Genomic DNA, 21,275 nt, shown 5'->3' with positions numbered 1-21,275 from the left:
GCTGCAAAGTGTGCCAGGATGCCCATGACATGGGGCTTTCACCGCTGCCTTGCCGCCGTATCATCGGTTCTCATTTGGCCTGCCCTGCCTGCGCCTGCCTCATGAGCCCCATCAACGACAGCACCGACGCCTACGCCCAGACGCGCTTCCCCCTGCACGGCCGGGTGCAGATCGTGGGCGAGTGGCCCTTCCTGCTGAACCATGCCGAAGGGCCGTTCAACAAGGAGCTGGTCCTGGCCCTTGGGCAGCTGCTGGCCACGCAGATCCCGCCCTTGCAGGCGCAGGGGCCCTGGGTGCTGCTGGCCATCATCGGCTACAGCACCCTGGCCACCGACGAAGCCCTGGACACCTTCGCCCGCATGCTCCAGGCCCTGTCGGCCTCCGGCATGGCGCCGAGAGCCGTCGCGCATGTGACGGCGCTGGAGGTCGAAGGCGCCGGGCTGATGGACGAGGCCATGGCGCGCTGCTTCGACGCGGCGGGCATCCCCTTCGCATCCTTCCGTGAGGAGCCGGCGGCGCGGGGCTGGCTCGAGGCCCAGCTGGCCTGCGACTGAGCGCCCAGCTAACGGCCCCGGCCGCGTTCCGGCCCGGGACGCGCGAGCTGGCATAGACTGACGCATTCCTTCAGCGAGTACACGAGAGGAGCCCCATGAACCGTCGCACGATTCTCAAGCACATTCCCCTGGCCCTGGCGGCCATGGCCGCACCGGGCGTGGTCCTGGCCCAGGCCTATCCGAACAAGCCGGTCAAGCTGGTGGTGCCCTTCGCGCCGGGTGGCACCACGGACATCGTGGCCCGTGTGGTGGCTGAGAAGATCAACGGCCCGCTGGGCCAGACCATGGTGGTGGAGAACAAGGCCGGCGGTGGCGGCAAGGTGGGTGCCAACGAAACAGCCAAGTCTGCGCCGGACGGCTATTCCCTCGGCATGGCCACGGTGTCGACCACGGCGGCCAATCCGGCCATCGATCCCAAGATCCCCTACAACCCGCTGACGGACTTCACGCCCATCATCAACGTGGCGGCCACGCCCAATGTGATCGCCGTGCACCCCAGCTTCCCGGCCCGCGACTACAAGGGCTTCGTGGCCGAGATCAAGAAGAACCCGGGCAAGTACAGCTATGCCACCTCGGGCACCGGCGGCATCGGGCATCTGCAGATGGAGCTGTACAAGTCGCTGGCGGGTGTCTTCGTGCTGCATATTCCCTACCGCGGCGGCGGTCCTGCCTTGAATGACGTGGTGGCGGGCCAGGTCCCGATCATCTTTGACAACCTGCCGTCAGCGCTGCCCTTCATCAAGGACGGCCGCCTGATTCCCATCGTGTTGGCCGCGCCCCAGCGTCTGGTCCAGCTGCCCCAGGTGCCCACCTTCAAGGAAGTGGGGCTGGAGCCGGTGAATCGCATGGCCTACTACGGCATCTACGGCCCCAAGGGCTTGTCCAAGGAGGTGGTGGACAAGGTCAGCAGCGCCGTCAAGAAGACGCTGGAGATGCCTGACGTGCGCAAGCGCATCGAAGACACCGGCTCCCTGATCGTGGCCAACACGCCCGAGCAGTTCGCGGCCCAGATCAAGGCCGAGTACGAGGTCTACAAGAAGGTCGTGGAGACCCAGAAGCTGAAGCTGGACTGAGCCCCTTCCGTGCCGCGTGCCCGCAAGACAGCCGTCGTGGCTCCGCCTGGCGTGCCTTCCAGTGCGGCCCGCCGGACCAGCGCACAGTCCGCCGAGCTCTTCCTGGAGACGCTGTGGCTGGAGGATGGCCTGTCCGCGGCCACCCGCCAGGCCTATGGCCGCGACCTGGCCCTTCTTGCGGACTGGCTGGATGCCGAACTGGGGCGCAGCCTGGACGAGGCCAGCCAGGCCGATCTCCAGGCCTACATCAGCGCCCGCCATGAGGGCAGCAAGCCCAGCAGCGCCAATCGGCGTCTGAGCTGCTTCAAGCGCTACTTTCGCTGGGCCCTTCGCGAAGGGCGGCTGAGGCAAGACCCGACCCTGCAGCTGCTGCCCTCACACCGCCTGCAGCGCAGCATCAAGACCCTCACGCAGGCGCAGGTCGAGTCCCTGCTGAACGCGCCGGACGTGGACCAGCCCCTGGGCCTGCGCGATCGCGCCATGCTGGAGCTGATGTATGCCAGCGGCCTGCGGGTCAGCGAACTGGTGGAACTGAAGACGCTGCATGTGGGTCTCAAGGAAGCGGCCATGCGGGTGATGGGCAAGGGCAGCAAGGAACGCCTCCTGCCCTTTGGCGAAGTGGCGCGCGATTGGCTGCTGCGCTATCTGCACGAGGCGCGCCCCCAACTGGCCGCCGGCGCGCAGCCCGAAGCGCTGTTCCTGAACCGCTACGGCGAGGCCCTGAGCCGGCAGATGTTCTGGCGTCTGGTCAAGAAGTACGCGCTGCAGGCCGGGATCCGGCAGAGCATCTCGCCGCACACCCTGCGCCATGCCTTTGCCACCCATCTGCTGAACCATGGTGCCGACCTGCGCGCGGTTCAGCTGCTGCTGGGGCATGCCGACCTGTCGACCACGCAGATCTACACCCACGTGGCTCGCGAGCGCCTCAAGGCCCTGCACGCCCAGCATCATCCGCGTGGTTGAAGGGCTCAGGAGCGCGGGCAGGAGAGGGGGTCAGGTCTTGCCTGCGGCATGCCTGCTGCCTGAACGCCGCTCTGAACGCCGCTCAGCGCACCGGCAGAGGGGAGGGGGGCTTGATCTCTTCCAGGCAGATCATCGAGCGAACATCAGCCACGCCGGGCAGCTGCATGAGCTTGTCGGTCAGGAACTGAGAGAGTGACTTGAGGTCCGCCGCCACCACCTTGAGCAGATAGTCGCAGTCTCCCGAGACGGTGTGGCATTCCAGGATCTCGGGGAAGGCCTTCAGCAGCGTCTCGATGTCCCGGACCCGCACAAAGGCCTGCGCCTCGATATTGAGGCTCACATAGGCCGTCACGCCCAGGCCCAGGGACTGCGGGTCCACCTCGGCCCGGTAGCCGCGCAGCACGCCGCGCTCCTCCAGCGCCCGGACCCGGCGGAAGCACTGCGGTGCCGAGAGCTGCACCCGCGCGGCCAGGTCCACATTGGCGATGCGACCCTCGCGCTGAAGGATTTCGACGATGCGGCTGTCCAGGGTGTCGAGTGGGGCGTGGGGCATGGCGGACGAAAGGGGCATGCAAGGGCGAAGGCGACGGCTGGCCTGCATGATCGCAGGCCGCTTCGCGTGAGGATGGCACGCGTGCTAATGGTTAACCCGCGGTCTGCTGGCCGAACTCGCCGACAATAGCGCCCCATGGACCACAGCTTTCTCTCCGCCCTGATCCTGCTCCTGCTGGTGCTGGATCCCCTGGGCAGCCTCCCCATCTTCATCCCCATCATGCGTGCCGTGCCCAAGGAGCGTCGCGTCAAGGTGGCCGTGCGCGAGGTCAGCATCGCCTTCCTGGTGCTCTTCGCCTTCATGTTCCTGGGCGACGGCTTTTTGCGCGTCATGCATCTGTCCGAGCGCTCGCTGGAGGTGGCCGGCGGCGTGATCCTGCTGATCATCGCGATGCGCATGATCTTCGGCAGCTCCGGCGAATCGGCCTATGGCGTGGAGCCAGGCCGCGAACCCCTGATCTTCCCGCTGGCCGTGCCCCTGCTGGCCGGCCCCTCCGCGATGGCCACCGTGCTGCTGCTGGCCTCACGCCAGCCGGATCGCATCATGGAATGGGTGGGCGCCCTGACCGCCGCCATGCTGATCTCCGGCCTGACCCTGGTCCTGGCGGACCGCATCCGCAAGTTGCTGGGCGACTCGGTGGTCTCGGCCATCGAGAAGCTGATGGGCCTGGTGCTGACGGCCATCGCCGTGGAAATGGTGCTGGCCGGCTTGAAGCGCTATTTCATCGGCGGGCTGTGAGGCACTCCAGGTCAAGCGGCGGCGCCTGGTCGGTCGGCAAGCTGCCGGGTGGTCAATGCGGCGCGGCCAGTGCTGCCGCATCCGCGAGCGGCAGACCCTCGCAGCCCAGCTGCTCGCAGGAGAACCAGGCGCAGTCGTCGAATCTGCAGGGCGATTCCATGCGGTCCTTGAGGAAGCGGCAGTTCACGAACCTGCACTTCACGAACACGCAGGCAGCGAAGGCCGCGCCGCGGAACACGCAGTTGCGGAATTCCACCTCGATGAAGCGGGTGCCGTTGAACAGGCCCCAGTACCAGGTGCAGTGGCTCAGGACGCAGGCGTCCAGCAGGCCCTCGAACGCCTGACCTTCCAGATCCAGATCGGCAAAAGTGCAATAGCGGTAGACGTCGTCCTGCCAGCGTTTGGGCAGCGCCGCTTTGCCAGGGAAGTCCGTGCTTTCGTGAAGGGCGGCCATGGCGGCACTATACAAAGGCGGGCCATGAAAAAGCCGGCTGACCTTGATGCCAGCCGGCTCCGCCTTGCCAGGGGCAATGCTACTTCTTGCCGTCCTGCTGCATCGCCCTCAGCACCGCCTCGTTCGGATCCTCAGCCGCCCCGCTGGCCGACGAGGCCGGCGCACTGGCCGCCTCCGGCGCGAAGAGCTTGCTGGCGTCGTCCGAGCTGAGCTCGTCCTTGCCCTTGTCCTGATCCTTGCCGGTGTCCATGCCCTGCAGCAACTGGGTGGCCTGGTCCATGTCGACGGCCTTCTCCTTGTCCAGGAAGGCGGTCACGGTGACGGGGAAGAAGATCACGATGGCCACCAGGATCAGCTGCATGAACACCCAGGGAATGGAGCCCATGTAGATGTCGCTGGACTCCACCTTGCGGGGCAGGGAGCCCTGCTTGAAGAGGGTGTCCGAGATGCCGCGCAGGTAGAACAGCGCGAAGCCGAAGGGCGGGTGCATGAAGCTGGTCTGCATGTTCACGCACAGCATCACGCCGAACCAGACGAGGTCGATGCCCATCTTGTCCGCCACCGGACCCAGCATGGGCAGGATGATGAAGGCGATCTCGAAGAAGTCCAGGAAGAAGGCCAGGAAGAAGATGAAGATGTTGACCACCACCAGGAAGCCGATCTGGCCGCCCGGCAGGTTGGACAGCATGTGCTCGATCCACTGGCCGCCTTCCACCCCCTGGAACACCAGCGAGAAGGTGCGCGAGCCGATCAGGATGAAGACCACCATGGCCGTGATGCGCATGGTGCCCATCATGGTGCCCTTGACCAGCGGCCAGTTCAGGCGGCCATGCATGGCGGCCAGCACGAAGGCGCCCACCGCGCCCATGGCGCCAGCTTCGGTCGGGGTGCAGACGGCGGAATCGATGCCCGGCAGGCCGCCCATGGACCCCAGCACGGCGAAGATCAGCACGGCCGAGGGGATGATGCCGCGCAGGCACTTCTTCCACAGGGCCCAGCCCTGCAGGGTGCGCGCCTCCTTGGGCACGCCGGGCACATGGTGCGGCTTGATGCGCGAGAGGATGAAGGTGTAGAGCGCGAAGATCAGCACCTGCAGGATGGACGGACCCCAGGCGCCCTTGTACATGTCACCCACGGACTTGCCGAGCTGGTCGGCCAGCACCACCAGCACCAGGGATGGCGGCACCAGCTGGGTGATGGTGCCCGAGGCGGCCAGCACGCCAGTGGCGTAGCGCATGTTGTAGCCGTAGCGCATCATCACCGGCAGCGAGATCATCGCCATCGCGATCACCTGGCCGGCCACGGTGCCGGTGATGGCGCCGAGGATGAAGCCCACGATGATCACCGAGTAGCCCAGGCCGCCGCGGATGGGGCCGAAGAGCTGGCCCATGGAGTCGAGCATGTCCTCGGCCAGGCCGCATTTCTCCAGCAGCGAGCCCATCAGCGTGAAGAAGGGGATGGCCAGCAGCAGGTCGTTGCTGAGGATGCCGAACACGTTCTGCGGCAGTGCCGCCATGAACTCGGGCGGGAACCAGCCCTGGCTGATGGCGAACAGGCCACAGCCCAGGCCCAGGGCCGCCAGCGAGAAGGCCACGGGGAAGCCGATCAGCATGATGATGATCAGCCCCGCGAACATCAGGGGCGGGAATTGCTCCATGCTGATCATTGCAGGGGCCTCTCGTAATGCGTGTCCATGTTGTAGCGGTGGCTCAGCCAGCCGATGCGCTTGATGATCTCGGCCACGCCCTGCAGCCAGACCAGGGCAAAGCCCAGGGGCAGCATCAGCACGGCGGGCCAGCGGATCAGGCCGCCTGCATTGCTGGAGACCTCACCGCTCACCAGCAGCTTGTGCACATAGGCCAGGAAGCCCAGGCTGGCGATGCTGTCGTCCGGCCGCATCCCGGTGGTCAGCTTGCCCATGAACAGCCCCCAGGACAGCCAGGCCATGTAGCCGATCACGGGCAGCAGGAAGACGGTGATGCCGAAGAGGTCGACCATCACCTTGCCCTTGCCGGACAGGCGGCTGTAGACCAGGTCCACCCGCACATGCTCGTTGATGCGCAGCACCTGCGCCGCGCCCAGCATCACGCAGGCGGCGAACAGGTACCACTGGATCTCGAGGAAGGAGTTCGAGCTGTAGTCGAAGGTGTAGCGGACGACGGCATTGGCCGCGCTGATGAGGCAGGACAGCAGCACGGCCCATTCGGCGAGCACGCCGAACCGGTCGTTGAGTCTGTCGATGGCCTCCGCAAAGGCAATCAAGGCATTCATGGGCAGTTCCTGGAGCAAAGGGCAGGGCGGTGGGCCCTGTCAGCTTGCTCCGGACTGTATCGATTGCCCGCTGAACGCTGCCTGAATTCGACGCCGGATGAGGGTAAGCCCCGAGCAGGCGGGGCGCGGCGCCTTCGTCGTGGGGCCGCCGGCCGTGGTCAGCCCTGGGTGGCTGCCACGTAGAGCTTGGTGCAGCGTGCGCCCGAGCGGCAGAAGGCCAGCACGGGGCCCGGCAGGGTGGCCAGCAGTTCGCGGAAGGCGGCAATCTCCTCTGGCGACTGATAGCCGCCCGCCACCGGCAGATGCGCGTACTGCAGGCCCGCCTCGGCCGCGGCGGCGGCCACGCTGGCGCTGCTGGGCTGCTCGGGGCCGCCCTCGCCATCGGGGCGGTTGTTGATCACGCTGCGAAAGCCCGCAGCGGCGGCCTCGGCCATGGCCGCGGGCTCCAGCTGAGGGGCGACGGCGAAGTCGGGCGTCAGGCGATTGAGCGGCAGGGTCATGGTGCGAGGCTCCGTGTGGTGCAGGCGGGTGATGCTAGCGGGATCAGGGCGCCAGGGCCTTCTTGACCGCGGCAGACACCAGTCCCATGTCGGCCTTGCCGGCCAGCTGGGTCTTGACGGCGCCCATCACCTTGCCCATGTCGCCCGGGCCCTTGGCGCCCAGCTCGGCCACGATGGCGGCCACGGCGGACTGGATCTCGGCTTCGCTCAGGCGGGCCGGCAGGTAGGCTTCCAGGACCACGACTTCCGCGGCTTCCTTGTCAGCCAGGTCCTGGCGTGCAGCGGCGGTGTACTGGGCGATGGCGTCCTTGCGCTGCTTGATGAGCTTGTCCACGATGCCGACCAGCATGACGTCGTCCACCTCCATGCGCTCGTCGACCTCCTTCTGCTTGACGGCGGCCAGCAGCATGCGGATGGTGGAGAGCTTGTCGGCTTCCTTGGCGCGCATGGCGGCCTTCATGTCTTCGGTGATGCGTTCTTTGAGCGTCATGGGGATCAATCGGTAAAAAGAGGCGGACGGTCGGCCTGGTTCAGGACCTGAATCAAGCGCTGAAATGGAAAAAGCCCGCGACAGCGTCCTGCGCGGGCTTTGTTGAAGAGGCAAGCCTCTTCAGCAGCGTGGACGCCTGACGGCGCCAGAAAACGACAAGCTCAGCAAGAAGCTCAGTACAGCTTCTTGGGCAGCTGCATGCTGCGCACGCGCTTGTAATGACGCTTGACGGCGGCAGCCTTCTTGCGCTTGCGCTCGGCGGTGGGCTTCTCGTAGAACTCACGAGCACGCAGCTCGGTGAGCAGGCCCAGCTTTTCGATGGTGCGCTTGAAGCGACGCAGGGCCACGTCGAACGGCTCGTTTTCTTTGACGCGAATGGTGGTCATGAAGCAATGGTTCCTTCAATGTGCGCTCGGTGTTCGCCTGAACTGTTCAGACCAGGATTGGTCCGGCAGCTCTGAAGCGGAAGTATCCGGAGTCCGCTTCCGAATCGACGCGCTGGTTTGCTAGCAAAGACCGGGATTATAGCCACAGATTTGACACTTCGCCAAGATGCCGTCAAGGCGGGGTTCAGGCCGTTGCCGCATCAGCGCTCAGCTGCTGCTGGCGGGCCAGGACGCCCTGGGCGCAGGCATGGGCGCTCGCCCAGGCCCACTGGAAGTTGTAGCCGCCCAGCCAGCCGGTGACGTCCACGACCTCGCCGATGAAGTACAGGCCCGGCTGGCGTCGGCTCTCCAGGGTCTGGGAGCTGAGTTCACGCGTGCTGACGCCGCCTCGCATCACCTCGGCCTTCTTCCATCCCTCATCGCCGGCGGGCGTGAGTTGCCATTGCTTGAGGCTGCGGGCGAGGGCTTCGAGGTCCTTGTCCCTGCAATCGGCCATGGGGCGGCTTCCGTCCAGCCCTTGCTGGGCCAACCAGGTCTGGGCCAGGCGGGCGGGCATCCACTCACCCAGCACATTGCCCAGCTGCTTGCGGCTGCCCGACTTGGCTTCGCGCAGGGCTGCCGCCAGGTCCAGGGTGGGCAGGAGGTCGATCTCGATGGCCTGACCCGGCTGCCAGTAGCTGGAGATCTGCAGGATGGCGGGACCGCTGAGGCCTCGGTGGGTGAACAGCAGGTCCTCCAGAAAGCGGGTGCGCTGCTTGCCCTGGCCCGCGCTGACGACGACTTCCAGCGACAGGCCGGCCAGCTCGGCAAAGGGCGCCCAGCTTTGCTCGGAGAAGGTCAGGGGCACGAGCGCCGGGCGCGGTGTGACCAGGTCGTGGCCAAACTGCTGGGCCAGTCGCAGGCCGAAGTCGCTGGCACCGATCTTGGGCACGGGCAGGCCGCCACAGGCCACCACGAGCGACGGGGCGCGCACGGGGCCCTGGCTGGTCTCCAGCTCAAAGCCCTGGTCCAGGGCATGGACGGCCGCCACGGTGCAAGGCTGCCAGCGCTGCACGCCCACGGCATCGCACTCATCTCTCAACATCTGGATGATGCGCTCGCTGCCTTCGTCACAGAACAATTGGCCGCGGTGCTTCTCATGGAAGCCGATCCCATGTTTCTGCAGCAGGGCGATGAAGTCCTGGGGCGTGTAGCGTGCCAGGGCAGAGCGGCAGAAATGCGGGTTCTCGGAGAGGTAATTGCCGGGGCCGGCTTCGCGGTTGGTGAAGTTGCAGCGCCCGCCGCCGGAAATGCGGATCTTTTCCGCCAGCCGGGGCGAATGGTCGATCAGCAGGGCTCGCAATCCCAGCTGGCCGGCCTGGGCGGCACAGAAGAGGCCGGCAGCTCCGGCGCCGATGATGAGAAGGTCGAAGTCAGGAGTGGCAGGCATGAAGGCTGAAGTGGCGCAGGAAAGGGCGCTGAGCAGGGATCGAATCCGCAGGCAAGCCTGCGAGGGCAAGGCCGGGCGGAAATCGGGTATTTTCGCTGCATGGGCGCCATAACCTGCCAAAGGATGCGGCGCGCGCCATCCGCACAATGAACCTGGGAGCTTCCCGGACGAGAAGGATGACCCAAATAGGGGGCAGGCGTGACCGCCAAGCGCTCCGGATTTGGCTACCATGCGCGGAGCATTCAAAGGCCGCCAGCGAACATCCATGCAAGGGATGGACTGGACGCCCGGTGCGCGCCGGCGAGGGCGCGCCCACGGGCCGGCGCGAGGGAGCATTGGAAAGAAGCAAGAAGGCTTTCAAGGCATGGACATTCAATCGGCGATCGCACAGGGCATGGCAGGACGCCCGGGCAGCTTGCAGGACTGGCTGCAGTCGCAGGGCCTGTCCGACAGCGGTGCAGCCGGAGCCCTGTTGAGCCTGGCCGAGCCGCTGGGTGCCTTTCTGGCGGTCAAGTCCCTGGCCACCGGCCGCTATGTGTATGCCAGCGCGGGCCTGGACCGGCTCTTCGAGCGGACGGAATCGTCCCTGGTCGGCAGCAGCGACGTAGACCTCATGCGGGGCGATGAAGTCCAGGCCATGCGTCGCGTCGAGCAGGCCGTCATGGCACAGCGCAATGTGGTGGTCAGCGAGCACCGCCTGGAGCTGGGGGGGCGCCGCCGCGATTTCATGGTCACCCGTGTGCCCCTGGGCGCCGATCACATCCTGTCGATGTGGTCCGAACGCACCGAGGAGAAGCACCGCGAGTCGCACCTGCAGCGGGCGCTGCAGCAGATCGAGCAGCAGCAGAAGTCCATGGAACTGCTGCGCCGCGAGTCCGAGAAGGGCAGCGGTCGGGACGACACCTCGGGCCTCTACCTCCGCGCCCAGTTCGACGACCAGCTGCTCCGCGAGATCGATCTCTCCACCCGCGAACACCGCGAATTCGCCCTCGTGCTGATCTCCCTGGATCCCTTGCCGGCCGAGGTCCAGCACCTGCGGGCCGAAGCCCAGCAGCGCATGCTGGAAGGTCTGGGCCGCATGTTGCGTGCCAATACGCGTGCCATGGACGCGGCCTGCCGCGTGGGCGAGCAGCTGTTTGCGGTGCTGCTGTCCGGCGTGGGCTTGGCCACCGCCCATGCCCGCATGGAGCAGCTGCGCAGGCAGTGCGTGACCCAGATCATCGTGGTGCAGGGCCTGGACCTGCATCTCTCGCTGTCCATGGGCGTGGCCAGCTTCCCGCACACCGCCTCGCGCCAGGAGGAACTGCTGGAAGCCGCTCAGTCGGCCATCCAGGAGGCGCAGCGTCGCGGGGGCAACCAGGTCGTGCTGGCGCCCATTCCCTTCGGCAGCCAGCCCTGAGCAGTTCTCCGGGAGCGAACCATCTGAGCCCGGAGGGCATGATGGCCGGCGTGGGAGAGCTCTGCTTGCCAGGGCCCGTGGCCGGTCTATTCGCGGTCTGTTCGCGGCATATTCGCTGACCTATTCCTTGGCCTATTCGCTGGCCAAATCGCCGGTCTAGCTGTGAAGCTTCAATAGGTTGTATCCGGTGTTCATCCGGATTGGGTTTGAGAGACTGGAAGTCGCCAAACACCCAATCCACTCCAGAGCCAACACCGGATGAACAGCCATAAGCATGCCCGACTTACGTACGCCCGCCGCATCGAGATGGTCAAACAGATGATCACCGGCGGTCTCAGTGCCCCTGAAGCCGCCGCTGCGCACGGCGTGACGGCGCCCACCGCCCGGAAGTGGCTGGGGCGCTATCTGGCCGGGGGTGAGGCTGCGCTGGCCGATGCCTCGTCGCGCCCCATGCACTCGCCGCGCAGCGTCGATCCGGCCAAGGCGCTGCTCATCGTCGAGCTGCGACGCCGGCGCATGCTGCAGTCCCACATCGCACGCAGCGTGGGCGTGTCGGCCTCGACGGTCAGCCGCGTGCTGGCGCGCGCCGGACTGTCCAAGCTCAGCGAGCTGGAACCCGCCCCGCCTGTGGTGCGCTACGAGCGCGAGGCGCCGGGAGAGCTGCTGCACATCGACACCAAGAAGCTCGGCCGCATCGTGCGCCCGAGCCATCGCGTCACGGGCAACCGGCGCGACTCGGTCGACGGCGCGGGCTGGGAGACGCTGTTCGTCGCCATCGACGATCACGCCCGCCTGGCCTTCACGGCCATGCATCCGGACGAGAAGAAGGCGCAGGCGGTGCTGTTCCTGCGAAACGCCGTGGCGTACTACGCCAGGATGGGAGTCGTCGTGCTGCGCTTGCTCACCGACAACGGCTCGGCCTTCCGCTCACGCGAGTTCCGCCAGGCCTGTCTCGATCTGGGCATCAAGCACTCGTTCACCAAGCCCTACCGGCCTCAGACCAATGGCAAGGCCGAGCGCTTCATCCAGTCGGCGCTGCGCGAATGGGCCTATGGCTGGACGTACCAGAACTCGGCGCAGCGCACTGAGGCTTTGGCTCGCTGGCAGCATCACTACAACTGCCACCGTCCGCACAGCGGCATCGGTGGCTTGCCGCCCATCTCAAGACTCAGTTCGTCAAGAAACAACCTCTTGACGCTTCACATCTAGCCCAGCAGGTCCATCACGGACTGCCATTCCTCGGGGCTCACCGGCGTGATGGACAGCCGGTTGCCGGCCTGCAGCACCCGCATGCTGGCCAGGCTGGCATGCTGGCGCATCTCCGTCAGGCCCAGCAGCCGGGTCTTGCGCACGAAGCCCACGTCGACATGCAGCCAGCGCGGCGCCTCCGGCTTGGACTTGGGGTCGAAATAGGGGCTGTCGGGGTCGAACTGGCTGGCGTCCGTGTAGGCCGCGCTGCTCACCTTGCCGATGCCGGCGATGCCGGGTTGCGGGCAGGAGGAGTGATAGAACAGCACGCCGTCGCCCAGCCGCATGGCATCGCGCATGAAGTTGCGGGCCTGGTAGTTGCGCACGCCGATCCAGGGCACGGTCTGGCCCGGCGCAGCGGCCAGGTCGTCGATGGAGCACTCGTCCGGCTCCGACTTCATCAGCCAGTAATTCATGGGCAGGGGCTCAGCGCAAGAGGCGCCTGGGGGCCCGTGCCAGCCGAGGCGCGGGCCGGGCGGATGCTGCCGCGACCCCGGGCAGGGGCGCAACAGGCGGGAAGAGGGTGTCCGCCGCGAGCCGTGAGCCGCATTCCTGAACCCAGGGGATTCAGGTGGGCGAGGTCAGCAAGGCTTCGGGTTCATCTGACGCGAGACGATCACACCAGCCAGGCGATGTTCCAAGCCCATGCTCAAAGAGCATCGGTTCAAGGAAATATAAGACTCACGCGAACGCAACGGACGAGCCCATTCTAGGGCCTCGCCGGCCTTGTTCAGAGCAGTTGCCCATCCTGGGCAAGGGCTTCGTCGAGGCGTTTGATGAGCCCGTCGAGATCAGGTAGGGCGCCTTCCGGGCTGGCCGGGGCCGACGACGCGCCGGCGCGGGCCGAGGGCTGCTCGGCGAGCTGGTAGGCCAGGTTCAGCGCGGCCAGCACGGCGATGCGCTCGCGGGCCTTGATCCGGCCGGCGTCACGGATGCCACACATCTCGCGGTCGACCTGCGCCACGGCCTTGCTCAGCGCGGCTTCGCCGCCTTCCGGGCACCCCAGCAGATAGCTCTGGCCCATGATGGTCACTTCCATCTGCTTCATGGCGCGTTCTTCTCCGATTCCAGCGGCAGGCGATCCAGCAGGGCGTCGATGCGGGCCCTGGCGGCGTTGAGGCGGGAACGCATGCCGTCGCGCTCCTGGGTCAGGGCGCGGACCTGCTCCTCGAGCAGGGCGTTGGTGCGGGTCAGCTCGTCGTGACGCAGGAGGAGCCTCTCCACCCGGTCGACTAGGTCGGTGATGCTTGGCATGGCTGGCTGTGACGAATCTCGCCTACTGGTGATGCGGCATTGTAGGGGCGGGCGGTGGTCAGGGCAGGCTGCGGCCCAGGTCGCAATCCACGCGCACGCTGCAGCGCTCACACATCGGGCGCCGCGCCTGGCAGACGTAGCGGCCGTGCAGGATCAGCCAGTGGTGGGCGTCGACCATGAACTCCGCCGGCACCCGTCTCAGCAGGCCCTGCTCCACCGCCAGCGGCGTCTTGCCCGGCGCCAGGCCGGTGCGGTTGCTGACGCGGAAGATATGCGTGTCCACCGCCATCGTCGGCTCGCCGAAGGCCACGTTGAGCACCACATTGGCCGTCTTGCGGCCCACGCCCGGCAGGGCCTCCAGGGCTTCCCGGCTGCGGGGCACCTGGCCGCCGTGCTGCTCCACGAGGATGCGGCAGGTGCTGAGGAGGTTCCGTGCCTTGTTGCGGTACAGGCCGATGGTCTTGATGGCATCGGCCAGGCCTACCTCGCCCAGGGCCAGGATCTTGGCTGGCGTATTGGCCCGGGCGAACAGCTTGCGGGTGGCCTTGTTGACGCCCACGTCGGTGGCCTGGGCCGACAGCAGCACGGCCGCCAGGCACTCGAAGACGCTGCTGTACTCCAGCTCGGTCTGGGGCGAAGGGTTGGCCGTGCGCAGGGTCTGGAAGAAGTGCAGGACTTGGGCGTCATTCATGGCGTGATTGTGGTTCAAACGGGGGCCCGAACCCGGCCGGCTCGGCGAGAATGCGCCACGCCTTCGCCACACGCCGCCCCGTGACGCCACGCCACTCCAACGCTGCATGAGTTCCGCCTCGATCAACGCTGCCCAGACCCCCTCCGCCAGCCCGCTGCGAAGCGCCGCCAGCGCACGCCCCTGGCTCTACCTGCTGCTGGCAGCCGTGCTGCTGCGCCTGCTGAGCCTGCCCCTGATGGCCCTCACCGACCATACCGAGGCTCGCTATGCCGAGATCGCAAGGCTCATGGTGCAGCTGGGCGACTGGGTCAGCCCGCATGTGACGCCCACCGAAGTCTTCTGGGCCAAGCCGCCGCTGTCCACCTGGAGCCAGGCCCTGCTGATGGAGCTTTTCGGCGTCAATGAGTGGTCGGGCCGGCTGGCGGCGCTGGGCTGGGCGCTGCTGGGCCTCTGGAGCCTGGACTGGATGCTGCGACCCAGCCTGGCGCCGGTGCAGCGGGCGGCTGCCCTGGCAGCGCTGATGCTGTGCCCCATGTATTTCATCTGCGCCGGCGCCGTGATGACGGATGCCACGCTGATGGCCACCGTGCTGCTGGTGCAGGCCGCCTGGTGGCGCTCGCTCACGGCACCAGACGCCGCCTCCGCCCGCCGTGCCGGCCGGGTGCTGGCCCTCGGCCTGGGCCTGGCCCTGCTGACCAAGGGCCCGGCCGCGGGGGTGCTGGCCCTGCTGCCGCCGGTGCTGCATGCGCTGTGGCGCCGGCACTGGGGCGCTGTCGGCCGCATCGTCAGGGACCCGTGGGCCTGGCTGGTCTGGCTGGGCCTGGCCGTGCCCTGGTATGTCTGGGCCGAGCAGCGGACGCCCGGCTTCCTGCAGTACTTCCTGCTGGGCGAGCACGTGATGCGATTCCTGCAGCCCGGCTGGAAGGGAGACCGCTACGGCTTCGCCCATGCCCAGCCCATCGGCATGATCTGGCTGTTCGTGCTGGTCTCGGCCCTGCCCTGGGTGCTGCACGGCCTGGCCGCCTGGCTGGGCGGCCGTCGGGCACGGGCGACGCCGGCACCCGAACGCCTCGGCCGCGAGCTGTGGGCCTACGCGCTGTGCATCACGGCCGCACCGCTGCTGCTGTTCAGCGCGGCCCGCAACATCATCCCCACCTATGCGGTCACGGCCTTGCCCGGCGTGGTGCTGCTGTGGCTCGCCCAGTTCGATGCCGCGAAGCTCGGCACGGCGCGCCACTGGGGCACGGGCGTCGTGGTCCTGCTCCTGACGGCCGTGGGTTTTCTGTGGCTCGGCCCCAAGGAGTCGCTGCGCGCTTCGGACCGTGAGCTGATCCATGCCTACGAGAAGGCCTGCGGCGCGCAGGCCTGGACGGCCGCCTGCGGGCTCCAGTACGGCAGCAAGCCGGATCACTCGGCCTTCTTCTACAGTGCGGGCCGTCTCTACGCGCCGCCGGCGCATGCGGTCGTGCGCTACCAGGTCCTGGACCGGGACACCCAGCGCCCGCATGGCGAAGCGCTGGCCTGCAACAAGCATCTGTGCCTTTATGTCGCTCCCTGAGAACTCCACCCCGCCTCATTCCCTCGCGCAGCTGCCGGCCCGCGGCCGGCCGCGGCTGCTGTCGGTGGTGATGCCGGCTTTCAACGAGGCGCGCAATCTGTCGTGGCTGTTGCCCAAGCTGGTCGAGGAGCTGGCGCCCCATGCCGATGCGCTGGAGCTGATGGTCATCGATGACGGCAGTCGTGACGACACGGTGATGGTCGTGCAGGGCCTGATCCGCCAGGGCCTGCCGGTGCGTCTGCTGCGCCTGTCCCGCAATTTCGGCAAGGAGGCGGCGCTGACGGCCGGCCTGGATGCCGTCGAGGGCGAGGTGGTGATCAGCATGGATTCAGACGGCCAGCACCCCATCAGCTGCGCACTCCAGATGCTGGACCGCTGGCGCGAGGGCTATGACGTGGTCTATGGCGTGCAACGGGGACGGCGCGAGTCGCAGTCGGCCGCACGGCGCCTCTACACCCGCACCTTCTACTGGCTGATGCAGAAGGGCTCGCGCTTCGAGCTGCCCGCCGACGCCGGCGACTTCCGCCTGCTGGACCGCGCCGTCGTGCTGGCCCTGCGGCAGTTGCCCGAGCGGGCGCGCTACATGAAGGGCCTGTTTGCCTGGGTGGGCTTCCCCGCGACGGGCATCGAGTTCGTGCCCGACGCCCGCGCCCATGGCGAGACCAGCTTCAACTTCATGCGCCTGCTCCAGCTGGCGGTGACGGGCATCACGGCGTTTTCCAAGGTGCCGCTGCGGGTGGTGTCCGCCCTGGGCATCATGGTGTCCCTGATCTCGGTGGTGTTCGGCTTCTGGATCGTGTTCGAGAAGGTCTTCCTCGGCAACGAGATCTCCGGCTTCGCCACGCTGGCAGCTTCCATCACCTTTCTTGCCGGTGTGCAGCTGCTGTGCCTGGGCATCATCGCGGAGTACCTGGGCCGGGTCTTCGACGAGGTCAAGCGCCGCCCGCTGTACGTGACGCAAGACCTGACCCCCTCGCTGAAGCGGGCGCCGGATGCCGGTACGGAGCCCCGCGCGTGAAGTCCCTGCTGTGGTTCGGCGCCGTGGGCGCCAGTGCGGCGGCCGTGCATTTCTGCGTGGTCTGGCTGCTGGTCGGGGCCTGGCAGTGGCCGGCGCTGGGGGCCAATGTGCTGGGCTTCCTGCTGGCCTTCGGCGTCAGCTTCGTCGGTCACCACCGCCTGACCTTTGCCGCACAGCAGGCCAGGGGGCGCGACGCGCTGCCGCGCTTCTTCGGCGTGGCGCTGCTGGGCTTTGCCTGCAATGAGCTGCTCTATGCCCTGCTGCTGCAGGCGGGCGTGGAGTACCGGCTGGCGCTGTTCATCGTGCTGCTGGCCGTGGCGGCCATGACCTGGTGGCTGGGCCGGCATTGGGCGTTCAGGCAACGTGACGGAGCGTCGTCATGAGCCTGCGCCGCATCCAGATCTGCGCAGATGACTTTGGCTTTGACCGGGCCATCAGCCAGGGCATCCTGGACACCATCGATGCGGGCGTGGTCAGTGCCACCAGCTGCATGGTGCTCTCGCCGGCCTGGCCGCATTGGGCCCCGGCGCTGAAAGAGCGAGAGGGCCTGGCCGACCTGGGCCTGCACCTGGATCTCAACGAGTTCGCCCACTACGCGGCGCGCAGCCTCAATGGCTGGATCATCGCCGCCTACCGAGGCGCCGTGCCCGCCTCCCTGGCGCGGCCGTGGATCGAGGCGCAGCTGGACGCCTTCGAGAAGCGCCTGGGCCGGGCGCCGGACTATGTCGACGGGCACCAGCACCTGCACCAGCTGCCCGGCATCCGGGACGCGCTGCTGCAGGTCCTGTGCGCGCGCTACGGCCATGCCTGCGCACTGCGCATCACGCGCTCGCGGCAGTGGCGGGGCGCCAAGGCGGCCATCATTGGTGCGCTGGGCGCCCATGCGCTGGCAGCCGGCGCACGGGCCGAAGGCTTGCGGGTCAACCGGGACTTCGCAGGCGTCTACGAATTCCAGCCCGCGGCCGATTTCGCGGCACTGCTGAAGTGGTGGCTGGACTCCCTGCCGGATGGCGGCTTGATGATGTGCCATCCCGGCCGTGCGGGGGCGACGGAAACGCGGGCGGATGGCATCCGCGGCGCCCGGGTGAAGGAGCACGCCGTGCTCGCAGGCGGCCAGGGCAGGGCGCTGCTGCAGGCCCTGGGCATCCAGCCGGGGCGCTGCCGGGACTGGGACGTCGCCCGCGCCGATTGACGGCCTCAGCGGGCCGCGAAGCGTTCAGTCGCCGCGCTTGGCCCGGGCTCGCGCCAGTGCGGCCTCGATCACCGAGCGCTTGCGCTGCAGTTCCGCGTCGTCGGCCGGCTTGGTGAGCTCGGCCAGGTGGGCCAGCTTGTGCTGGGCCTTCTCCGCCAGGCGCTGGGCGTTCTCGTCCGCCTCACGCTGCTCGCGGAACTGCTTGAAGCGGTAGCGTTCGCGCGCTTCCCGGGCCTGCGTTTCACCCCAGGCCGCCCAGCCGCTGAGGCCGGGCGTCACCTCGACCAGCGAGATGCAGTCCACCGGGCAGGCCGGCACGCACAGCTCGCAACCCGTGCATTGCTCGGCCACGATGGTGTGCATCAGCTTGGGCGCGCCGGCGATGCAGTCCGCCGGGCAGGCCTTGATGCACAGGGTGCAGCCGATGCACCAGGCTTCGTCGATCACGGCCAGCTTGCGCGGCCCTTCCACGCCATGCTCGGCACTCAGGGGCAGGGCGGGCCGGCCGGTGATGTGGGCCAGGCGGGCGATGCCCTCTGCGCCGCCGGGCGGGCATTGGTTGATGCCGGCCTCGCCAGCGGCGATGGCCTCGGCATAGGCGCGGCAGTCCGGGTAGCCGCAGCGCGTGCATTGCGTCTGGGGCAGGGCTTGGTCGAGTTGCTCGATCAGTGCGGCGGTCGTGGCGAGGGTGGTGGTCAAGGTCGGATGCGGTGCAGCGTCAGGTCGTGGCCTTGCTGCGCGAACGGGCGGCGGGGCGCTTGCTGCTCGTCGCGGCGGAGGCCGTCAGCGGGGCTGCATCGTACTTTGCAATGAAGCTGCGCACTTCCGGATAGACCATCTCACGCCAGCGGCGACCCGAGAAGATGCCGTAGTGGCCGGCGCCGATGGCGTCGTAGTGGTACTGGTGGCTGGCGGGAATGCCGCTGCACAGCTCGTGGGCCGCGCGGGTCTGGCCGGCGCCGGAGATGTCGTCCAGCTCGCCTTCCACGGTCAGCAGCGCGGTGCCGCTGATGTCCTGCGGGCGCACCAGATCATCGCCGACCTTCCAGGTGCCATTGACCAGCGCGAAGTCCTGGAACACGGTCTTGATGGTGTCCAGGTAGTACTCGGCCGGCATGTCCAGCACGGCGTTGTACTCGTCGTAGAACTTGCGATGGGCCTCGGCGCTGTCGTCATCTCCGCGGACCAGATCGAGGAAGTAGTCGTAGTGCGAGCTCAGGTGGCGGTCCGGGTTCATGGCCACGAAGCCGGTGTGCTGCAGGAAGCCCGGGTAGACCGCACGGCCGGCGCCGGGGAAATTCGGCGGCACGCGGTAGATGACGTTGTTCTCGAACCAGCTGTGGCTCTTGTTCATGGCCAGGTTGTTGACGGCGGTCGGGCTCTTGCGGGCGTCGATGGGGCCGCCCATCATGGTCATCGACCGGGGCGTGGGCTCCCCGCGCGAGGCCATCAGCGAGATGGCGGCCAGCACGGGCACGGTGGGCTGGCACACCGAGATCACATGGGCCTGGTCGGCGCCCACGTGACGGATGAATTCCTGCACGTAGTTCACGTAGTCGTCCAGGTGGAAGGGGCCTTCGTCCAGGGACACCATGCGGGCGTCGGTCCAGTCGGTGATGTAGACCTTGTGGTCGCGCAGCAGGGACTTCACCGTGTCCCGCAGCAGCGTGCTGTGGTGGCCCGACAGCGGGGCGACGACGAGCACGGTGGGCTGCGCCTTCATCTTGGCCAGCACGGCCGGGTTGTCGGTGTAGCGCTTGAAGCGCAGCAGACGGCAGAAGGGCTTCTCCAGCGGGACCAGCTCCTGCACGGCGACCTCGACGCCGTCGACGTCCACGCCGCGGATGTCGAACTCGGGCTTCTCGTAGTCCTTGGCCAGGCGGTGCATCAGGTCCAGGCCGGCCGAGAAGCGGGCGGCCATGGGCGAATGTGCGAAGGGCGACAGCGGATGGCTGTAGAGCTTGGCGGCGGCGCTGGCGAACTCCGAGAACGGGCTCATCAGGGCGCGTTGGGTTTCGTAAAGCTGGTACAGCATGTGGGACCCCTTCCATGGCTGGCCGGCACCGCGGGATGCGTGGGCTCGGCGTGGTAGCTTGGATGCCTGTGGAGCATCTTGCCTTGTTTTGTGCGTTGCAGCATTGTAGGGACGCAATGCTGACAGGCAGCTTGGTGAAATACCCCGCACAAACCCGGACTTTGGGCCATGGCGGCCGTCACAGGGGCGACAAAAAGGCGCCGCCGGTGACCCGGACGGCGCCTTGGCGCAGGCTGGTGATGGGGATCAGCCCTTGATCACGGCGGCCATTGCTGCCGCCACGGCCTTCAGGTTGCCCGGGTTCAGGGCGGCCACGCAGATGCGGCCAGAGTCCACGCCGTAGATGCCGAATTCGCCGCGCAGGCGCTGCATCTGGCTGGCATTGAGGCCGGAGTAGCTGAACATGCCCTTCTGGCGGGTCACGAAGCTGAGGTCCTGCTCGACGCCGGCCGCCTTCAGCTCGGTCACCAGGGCCTCCCGCATGGCGCGGATGCGGGTGCGCATGCCCGCCAGCTCTTCCTCCCACAGGCTGCGCAGGGCAGGGGTGGACAGCACGGTGGCCACGACCTGGGCGCCATGAGTGGGCGGATTGCTGTAATTGGTGCGGATGACGATCTTCAGCTGGCTCAGCACGCGGGCGGCTTCTTCGCTGCTGGCGCAGACCACGCTCAGGGCGCCCACACGCTCGCCGTACAGCGAGAAGCTCTTGGAGAAGCTGGTGGAGACGAAGAAGTCCAGGCCGGCGGCCAGGAACTGCTGGATCACGGCGCCGTCCTCGGCGATGCCTTCGCCAAAGCCCTGGTAGGCCATGTCCAGGAAGGGCACGAGGCCGCGGGCCTTGACCACCTCGACCACCTTCGCCCACTGGGCCGGCGTCAGGTCATAGCCCGTGGGGTTGTGGCAGCAGGCGTGCAGCACGACCACGGTACCCGCCTCGGCGGCCTGCAGGTCGGCCAGCATGGCCTCGGCCTTGATGCCGCGGTTCTCGGCGTCGTAGTAGGCGTAGGTGCCGACCTGGAAGCCCGCATTGGTGAACAGGGCGCGGTGGTTCTCCCAGCTGGGGTCGGAGATCAGCACGCGGGCCGAGGGGGTCAGGCGCTTCAGGAAGTCGGCGCCGATCTTCAGACCGCCGGTGCCGCCCAGGGCCTGCACCGTGGCGACGCGCTTGCCCTTCACCACCTCGGAATCCGCACCGAAGACCAGGCCCTGCACGGCGAGGTCGTAGGCGGCGATGCCGTCGATGGGCAGATAGCCGCGCGCCTTGGGCGCCTCCAGCATCTGGCGCTCGGCTTCAGCCACGCAGCGCAGCAGGGGCAGCTTGCCGTTCTCGTCGTAGTAGACGCCGACGCCGAGATTCACCTTCTTCGGGTTGGTGTCGGCATTGAATTGCTCGTTGAGACCCAGGATGGGGTCGCGGGGGGCCATTTCGACGGCGGCGAACAGGGACATGGGGCTTTCCTGACAGGACG

At 67.5% G+C, this 21,275-nt stretch carries 25 protein-coding genes and 1 other RNA gene; 10 read left to right on the top strand and 16 right to left on the bottom strand.

Features of this window, described 5'->3' with window-relative positions; all coding sequences use genetic code 11:
• Nucleotides 1-101 precede the first annotated feature (101 nt).
• The 3 genes from O9Y01_RS18425 (at nucleotide 102) to xerD (ending at nucleotide 2,590) form a co-directional block, all read left to right on the top strand.
• Nucleotides 102-554, top strand: a complete 453-nt coding sequence (locus O9Y01_RS18425) for a hypothetical protein (RefSeq protein ID WP_269633065.1) — start codon at nucleotides 102-104, stop codon at nucleotides 552-554.
• Between the two features lie 95 nt (nucleotides 555-649).
• On the top strand, nucleotides 650-1,627 hold the full coding sequence (locus O9Y01_RS18420) for a tripartite tricarboxylate transporter substrate binding protein BugE (RefSeq protein WP_269633064.1): 978 nt from the start codon (nucleotides 650-652) through the stop codon (nucleotides 1,625-1,627).
• A 36-nt stretch (nucleotides 1,628-1,663) separates the two neighbouring features.
• Nucleotides 1,664-2,590 carry a site-specific tyrosine recombinase XerD gene (xerD, locus tag O9Y01_RS18415; RefSeq protein WP_269633063.1) on the top strand — a complete coding sequence of 309 codons (927 nt, stop codon included), beginning with the start codon at nucleotides 1,664-1,666 and terminating at the stop codon, nucleotides 2,588-2,590.
• A gap of 82 nt (nucleotides 2,591-2,672) precedes the next feature.
• Here the strand turns inward: xerD and O9Y01_RS18410 are convergent, their stop codons facing one another.
• Complete coding sequence (locus tag O9Y01_RS18410) at nucleotides 2,673-3,143, bottom strand: Lrp/AsnC family transcriptional regulator (protein ID WP_269633062.1); 471 nt, start codon at nucleotides 3,141-3,143, stop codon at nucleotides 2,673-2,675.
• 135 nt (nucleotides 3,144-3,278) lie between these two features.
• Here O9Y01_RS18410 and O9Y01_RS18405 point away from each other — a divergent pair, with 135 nt between their 5' ends.
• Nucleotides 3,279-3,881 (top strand): MarC family protein, encoded by a 603-nt coding sequence (locus O9Y01_RS18405; protein ID WP_269633061.1) that lies wholly within the window; start codon nucleotides 3,279-3,281, stop codon nucleotides 3,879-3,881.
• Nucleotides 3,882-3,933: 52 nt separating this feature from the next.
• Here the strand turns inward: O9Y01_RS18405 and O9Y01_RS18400 are convergent, their stop codons facing one another.
• The 7 genes from O9Y01_RS18400 to O9Y01_RS18370 all read right to left on the bottom strand — a co-directional run bounded on the left by O9Y01_RS18400 (nucleotide 3,934) and on the right by O9Y01_RS18370 (nucleotide 9,411).
• On the bottom strand, nucleotides 3,934-4,335 hold the full coding sequence (locus O9Y01_RS18400; RefSeq protein WP_269633060.1) for a pentapeptide repeat-containing protein: 402 nt from the start codon (nucleotides 4,333-4,335) through the stop codon (nucleotides 3,934-3,936).
• 79 nt (nucleotides 4,336-4,414) lie between these two features.
• The gene (locus O9Y01_RS18395) at nucleotides 4,415-5,998 is read right to left on the bottom strand and encodes a TRAP transporter large permease (RefSeq protein WP_269633236.1); all 1,584 of its coding nucleotides are present in this window, start codon (nucleotides 5,996-5,998) and stop codon (nucleotides 4,415-4,417) included.
• The gene (locus O9Y01_RS18390; protein ID WP_269633059.1) at nucleotides 5,998-6,606 is read right to left on the bottom strand and encodes a TRAP transporter small permease subunit; all 609 of its coding nucleotides are present in this window, start codon (nucleotides 6,604-6,606) and stop codon (nucleotides 5,998-6,000) included. Before O9Y01_RS18390 ends, O9Y01_RS18395 begins: the two co-directional genes overlap by 1 nt.
• 158 nt (nucleotides 6,607-6,764) lie before the next feature.
• Complete coding sequence (locus O9Y01_RS18385) at nucleotides 6,765-7,106, bottom strand: TIGR01244 family sulfur transferase (protein WP_269633058.1); 342 nt, start codon at nucleotides 7,104-7,106, stop codon at nucleotides 6,765-6,767.
• Between the two features lie 43 nt (nucleotides 7,107-7,149).
• Nucleotides 7,150-7,596 (bottom strand): GatB/YqeY domain-containing protein, encoded by a 447-nt coding sequence (locus O9Y01_RS18380; RefSeq protein ID WP_269633057.1) that lies wholly within the window; start codon nucleotides 7,594-7,596, stop codon nucleotides 7,150-7,152.
• Nucleotides 7,597-7,769: 173 nt separating this feature from the next.
• Nucleotides 7,770-7,982, bottom strand: a complete 213-nt coding sequence (gene rpsU / locus O9Y01_RS18375; protein ID WP_012346814.1) for a 30S ribosomal protein S21 — start codon at nucleotides 7,980-7,982, stop codon at nucleotides 7,770-7,772.
• Nucleotides 7,983-8,166: 184 nt separating this feature from the next.
• Nucleotides 8,167-9,411, bottom strand: a complete 1,245-nt coding sequence (locus O9Y01_RS18370; RefSeq protein WP_269633055.1) for an NAD(P)/FAD-dependent oxidoreductase — start codon at nucleotides 9,409-9,411, stop codon at nucleotides 8,167-8,169.
• 364 nt (nucleotides 9,412-9,775) lie between these two features.
• Here O9Y01_RS18370 and O9Y01_RS18365 point away from each other — a divergent pair, with 364 nt between their 5' ends.
• Both O9Y01_RS18365 and O9Y01_RS18360 read left to right on the top strand, forming a co-directional pair.
• Complete coding sequence (locus tag O9Y01_RS18365) at nucleotides 9,776-10,810, top strand: GGDEF domain-containing protein (protein WP_269633054.1); 1,035 nt, start codon at nucleotides 9,776-9,778, stop codon at nucleotides 10,808-10,810.
• Nucleotides 10,811-11,068: 258 nt separating this feature from the next.
• Nucleotides 11,069-12,019, top strand: a complete 951-nt coding sequence (locus tag O9Y01_RS18360; RefSeq protein WP_269633053.1) for an IS481 family transposase — start codon at nucleotides 11,069-11,071, stop codon at nucleotides 12,017-12,019.
• Here the strand turns inward: O9Y01_RS18360 and O9Y01_RS18355 are convergent.
• From O9Y01_RS18355 to nth, 5 genes are all read right to left on the bottom strand, one after another.
• Complete coding sequence (locus O9Y01_RS18355) at nucleotides 12,016-12,474, bottom strand: EVE domain-containing protein (RefSeq protein WP_269633052.1); 459 nt, start codon at nucleotides 12,472-12,474, stop codon at nucleotides 12,016-12,018. The genes O9Y01_RS18360 and O9Y01_RS18355 overlap by 4 nt on opposite strands.
• Nucleotides 12,475-12,580: 106 nt before the next feature.
• Nucleotides 12,581-12,760, bottom strand: a non-coding RNA gene (gene ssrS, locus O9Y01_RS18350) — 6S RNA.
• A 28-nt stretch (nucleotides 12,761-12,788) separates the two neighbouring features.
• Entirely contained in the window at nucleotides 12,789-13,106 is a 318-nt protein-coding gene (locus tag O9Y01_RS18345; protein ID WP_269633051.1) for a cell division protein ZapA, read from the bottom strand.
• Nucleotides 13,103-13,312, bottom strand: coding sequence for a cell division protein ZapB (gene zapB / locus O9Y01_RS18340; RefSeq protein ID WP_183104576.1), 210 nt, complete (start codon nucleotides 13,310-13,312; stop codon nucleotides 13,103-13,105). The genes O9Y01_RS18345 and zapB overlap by 4 nt, the downstream gene beginning before the upstream one ends.
• A gap of 58 nt (nucleotides 13,313-13,370) precedes the next feature.
• Nucleotides 13,371-14,003, bottom strand: a complete 633-nt coding sequence (gene nth, locus O9Y01_RS18335) for an endonuclease III (RefSeq protein WP_269633050.1) — start codon at nucleotides 14,001-14,003, stop codon at nucleotides 13,371-13,373.
• Between the two features lie 106 nt (nucleotides 14,004-14,109).
• Here nth and O9Y01_RS18330 point away from each other — a divergent pair, with 106 nt between their 5' ends.
• Genes O9Y01_RS18330 through O9Y01_RS18315 form a run of 4 tightly spaced genes read left to right on the top strand, consistent with a single transcriptional unit; the run spans nucleotide 14,110 to nucleotide 17,771 of the window.
• On the top strand, nucleotides 14,110-15,561 hold the full coding sequence (locus O9Y01_RS18330) for an ArnT family glycosyltransferase (RefSeq protein WP_269633049.1): 1,452 nt from the start codon (nucleotides 14,110-14,112) through the stop codon (nucleotides 15,559-15,561).
• A complete protein-coding gene (locus O9Y01_RS18325) occupies nucleotides 15,548-16,579 on the top strand; it encodes a glycosyltransferase family 2 protein (RefSeq protein ID WP_269633048.1) in 1,032 nt (343 codons plus the stop codon). The genes O9Y01_RS18330 and O9Y01_RS18325 overlap by 14 nt, the downstream gene beginning before the upstream one ends.
• The gene (locus O9Y01_RS18320) at nucleotides 16,576-16,962 is read left to right on the top strand and encodes a GtrA family protein (protein ID WP_269633047.1); all 387 of its coding nucleotides are present in this window, start codon (nucleotides 16,576-16,578) and stop codon (nucleotides 16,960-16,962) included. Before O9Y01_RS18325 ends, O9Y01_RS18320 begins: the two co-directional genes overlap by 4 nt.
• Entirely contained in the window at nucleotides 16,959-17,771 is an 813-nt protein-coding gene (locus tag O9Y01_RS18315) for a ChbG/HpnK family deacetylase (protein WP_269633046.1), read from the top strand. The genes O9Y01_RS18320 and O9Y01_RS18315 overlap by 4 nt, the downstream gene beginning before the upstream one ends.
• Nucleotides 17,772-17,795: 24 nt before the next feature.
• Here the strand turns inward: O9Y01_RS18315 and rsxB are convergent, their stop codons facing one another.
• The 3 genes from rsxB to O9Y01_RS18300 all read right to left on the bottom strand — a co-directional run bounded on the left by rsxB (nucleotide 17,796) and on the right by O9Y01_RS18300 (nucleotide 21,255).
• Entirely contained in the window at nucleotides 17,796-18,470 is a 675-nt protein-coding gene (gene rsxB / locus O9Y01_RS18310) for an electron transport complex subunit RsxB (protein ID WP_269633045.1), read from the bottom strand.
• Between the two features lie 19 nt (nucleotides 18,471-18,489).
• Entirely contained in the window at nucleotides 18,490-19,806 is a 1,317-nt protein-coding gene (locus O9Y01_RS18305; RefSeq protein WP_269633044.1) for a polyhydroxyalkanoate depolymerase, read from the bottom strand.
• A 246-nt stretch (nucleotides 19,807-20,052) separates the two neighbouring features.
• Nucleotides 20,053-21,255, bottom strand: coding sequence for an amino acid aminotransferase (locus O9Y01_RS18300; RefSeq protein ID WP_269633043.1), 1,203 nt, complete (start codon nucleotides 21,253-21,255; stop codon nucleotides 20,053-20,055).
• Nucleotides 21,256-21,275 lie beyond the last annotated feature (20 nt).

It is taken from the genome of Pelomonas sp. BJYL3, from assembly GCF_027257975.1.
In the GTDB taxonomy this organism is placed as follows: Bacteria; Pseudomonadota; Gammaproteobacteria; order Burkholderiales; family Burkholderiaceae_C; genus Roseateles_B; species Roseateles_B flavus.
This window is presented reverse-complemented; position numbering and strand designations above follow the sequence as displayed.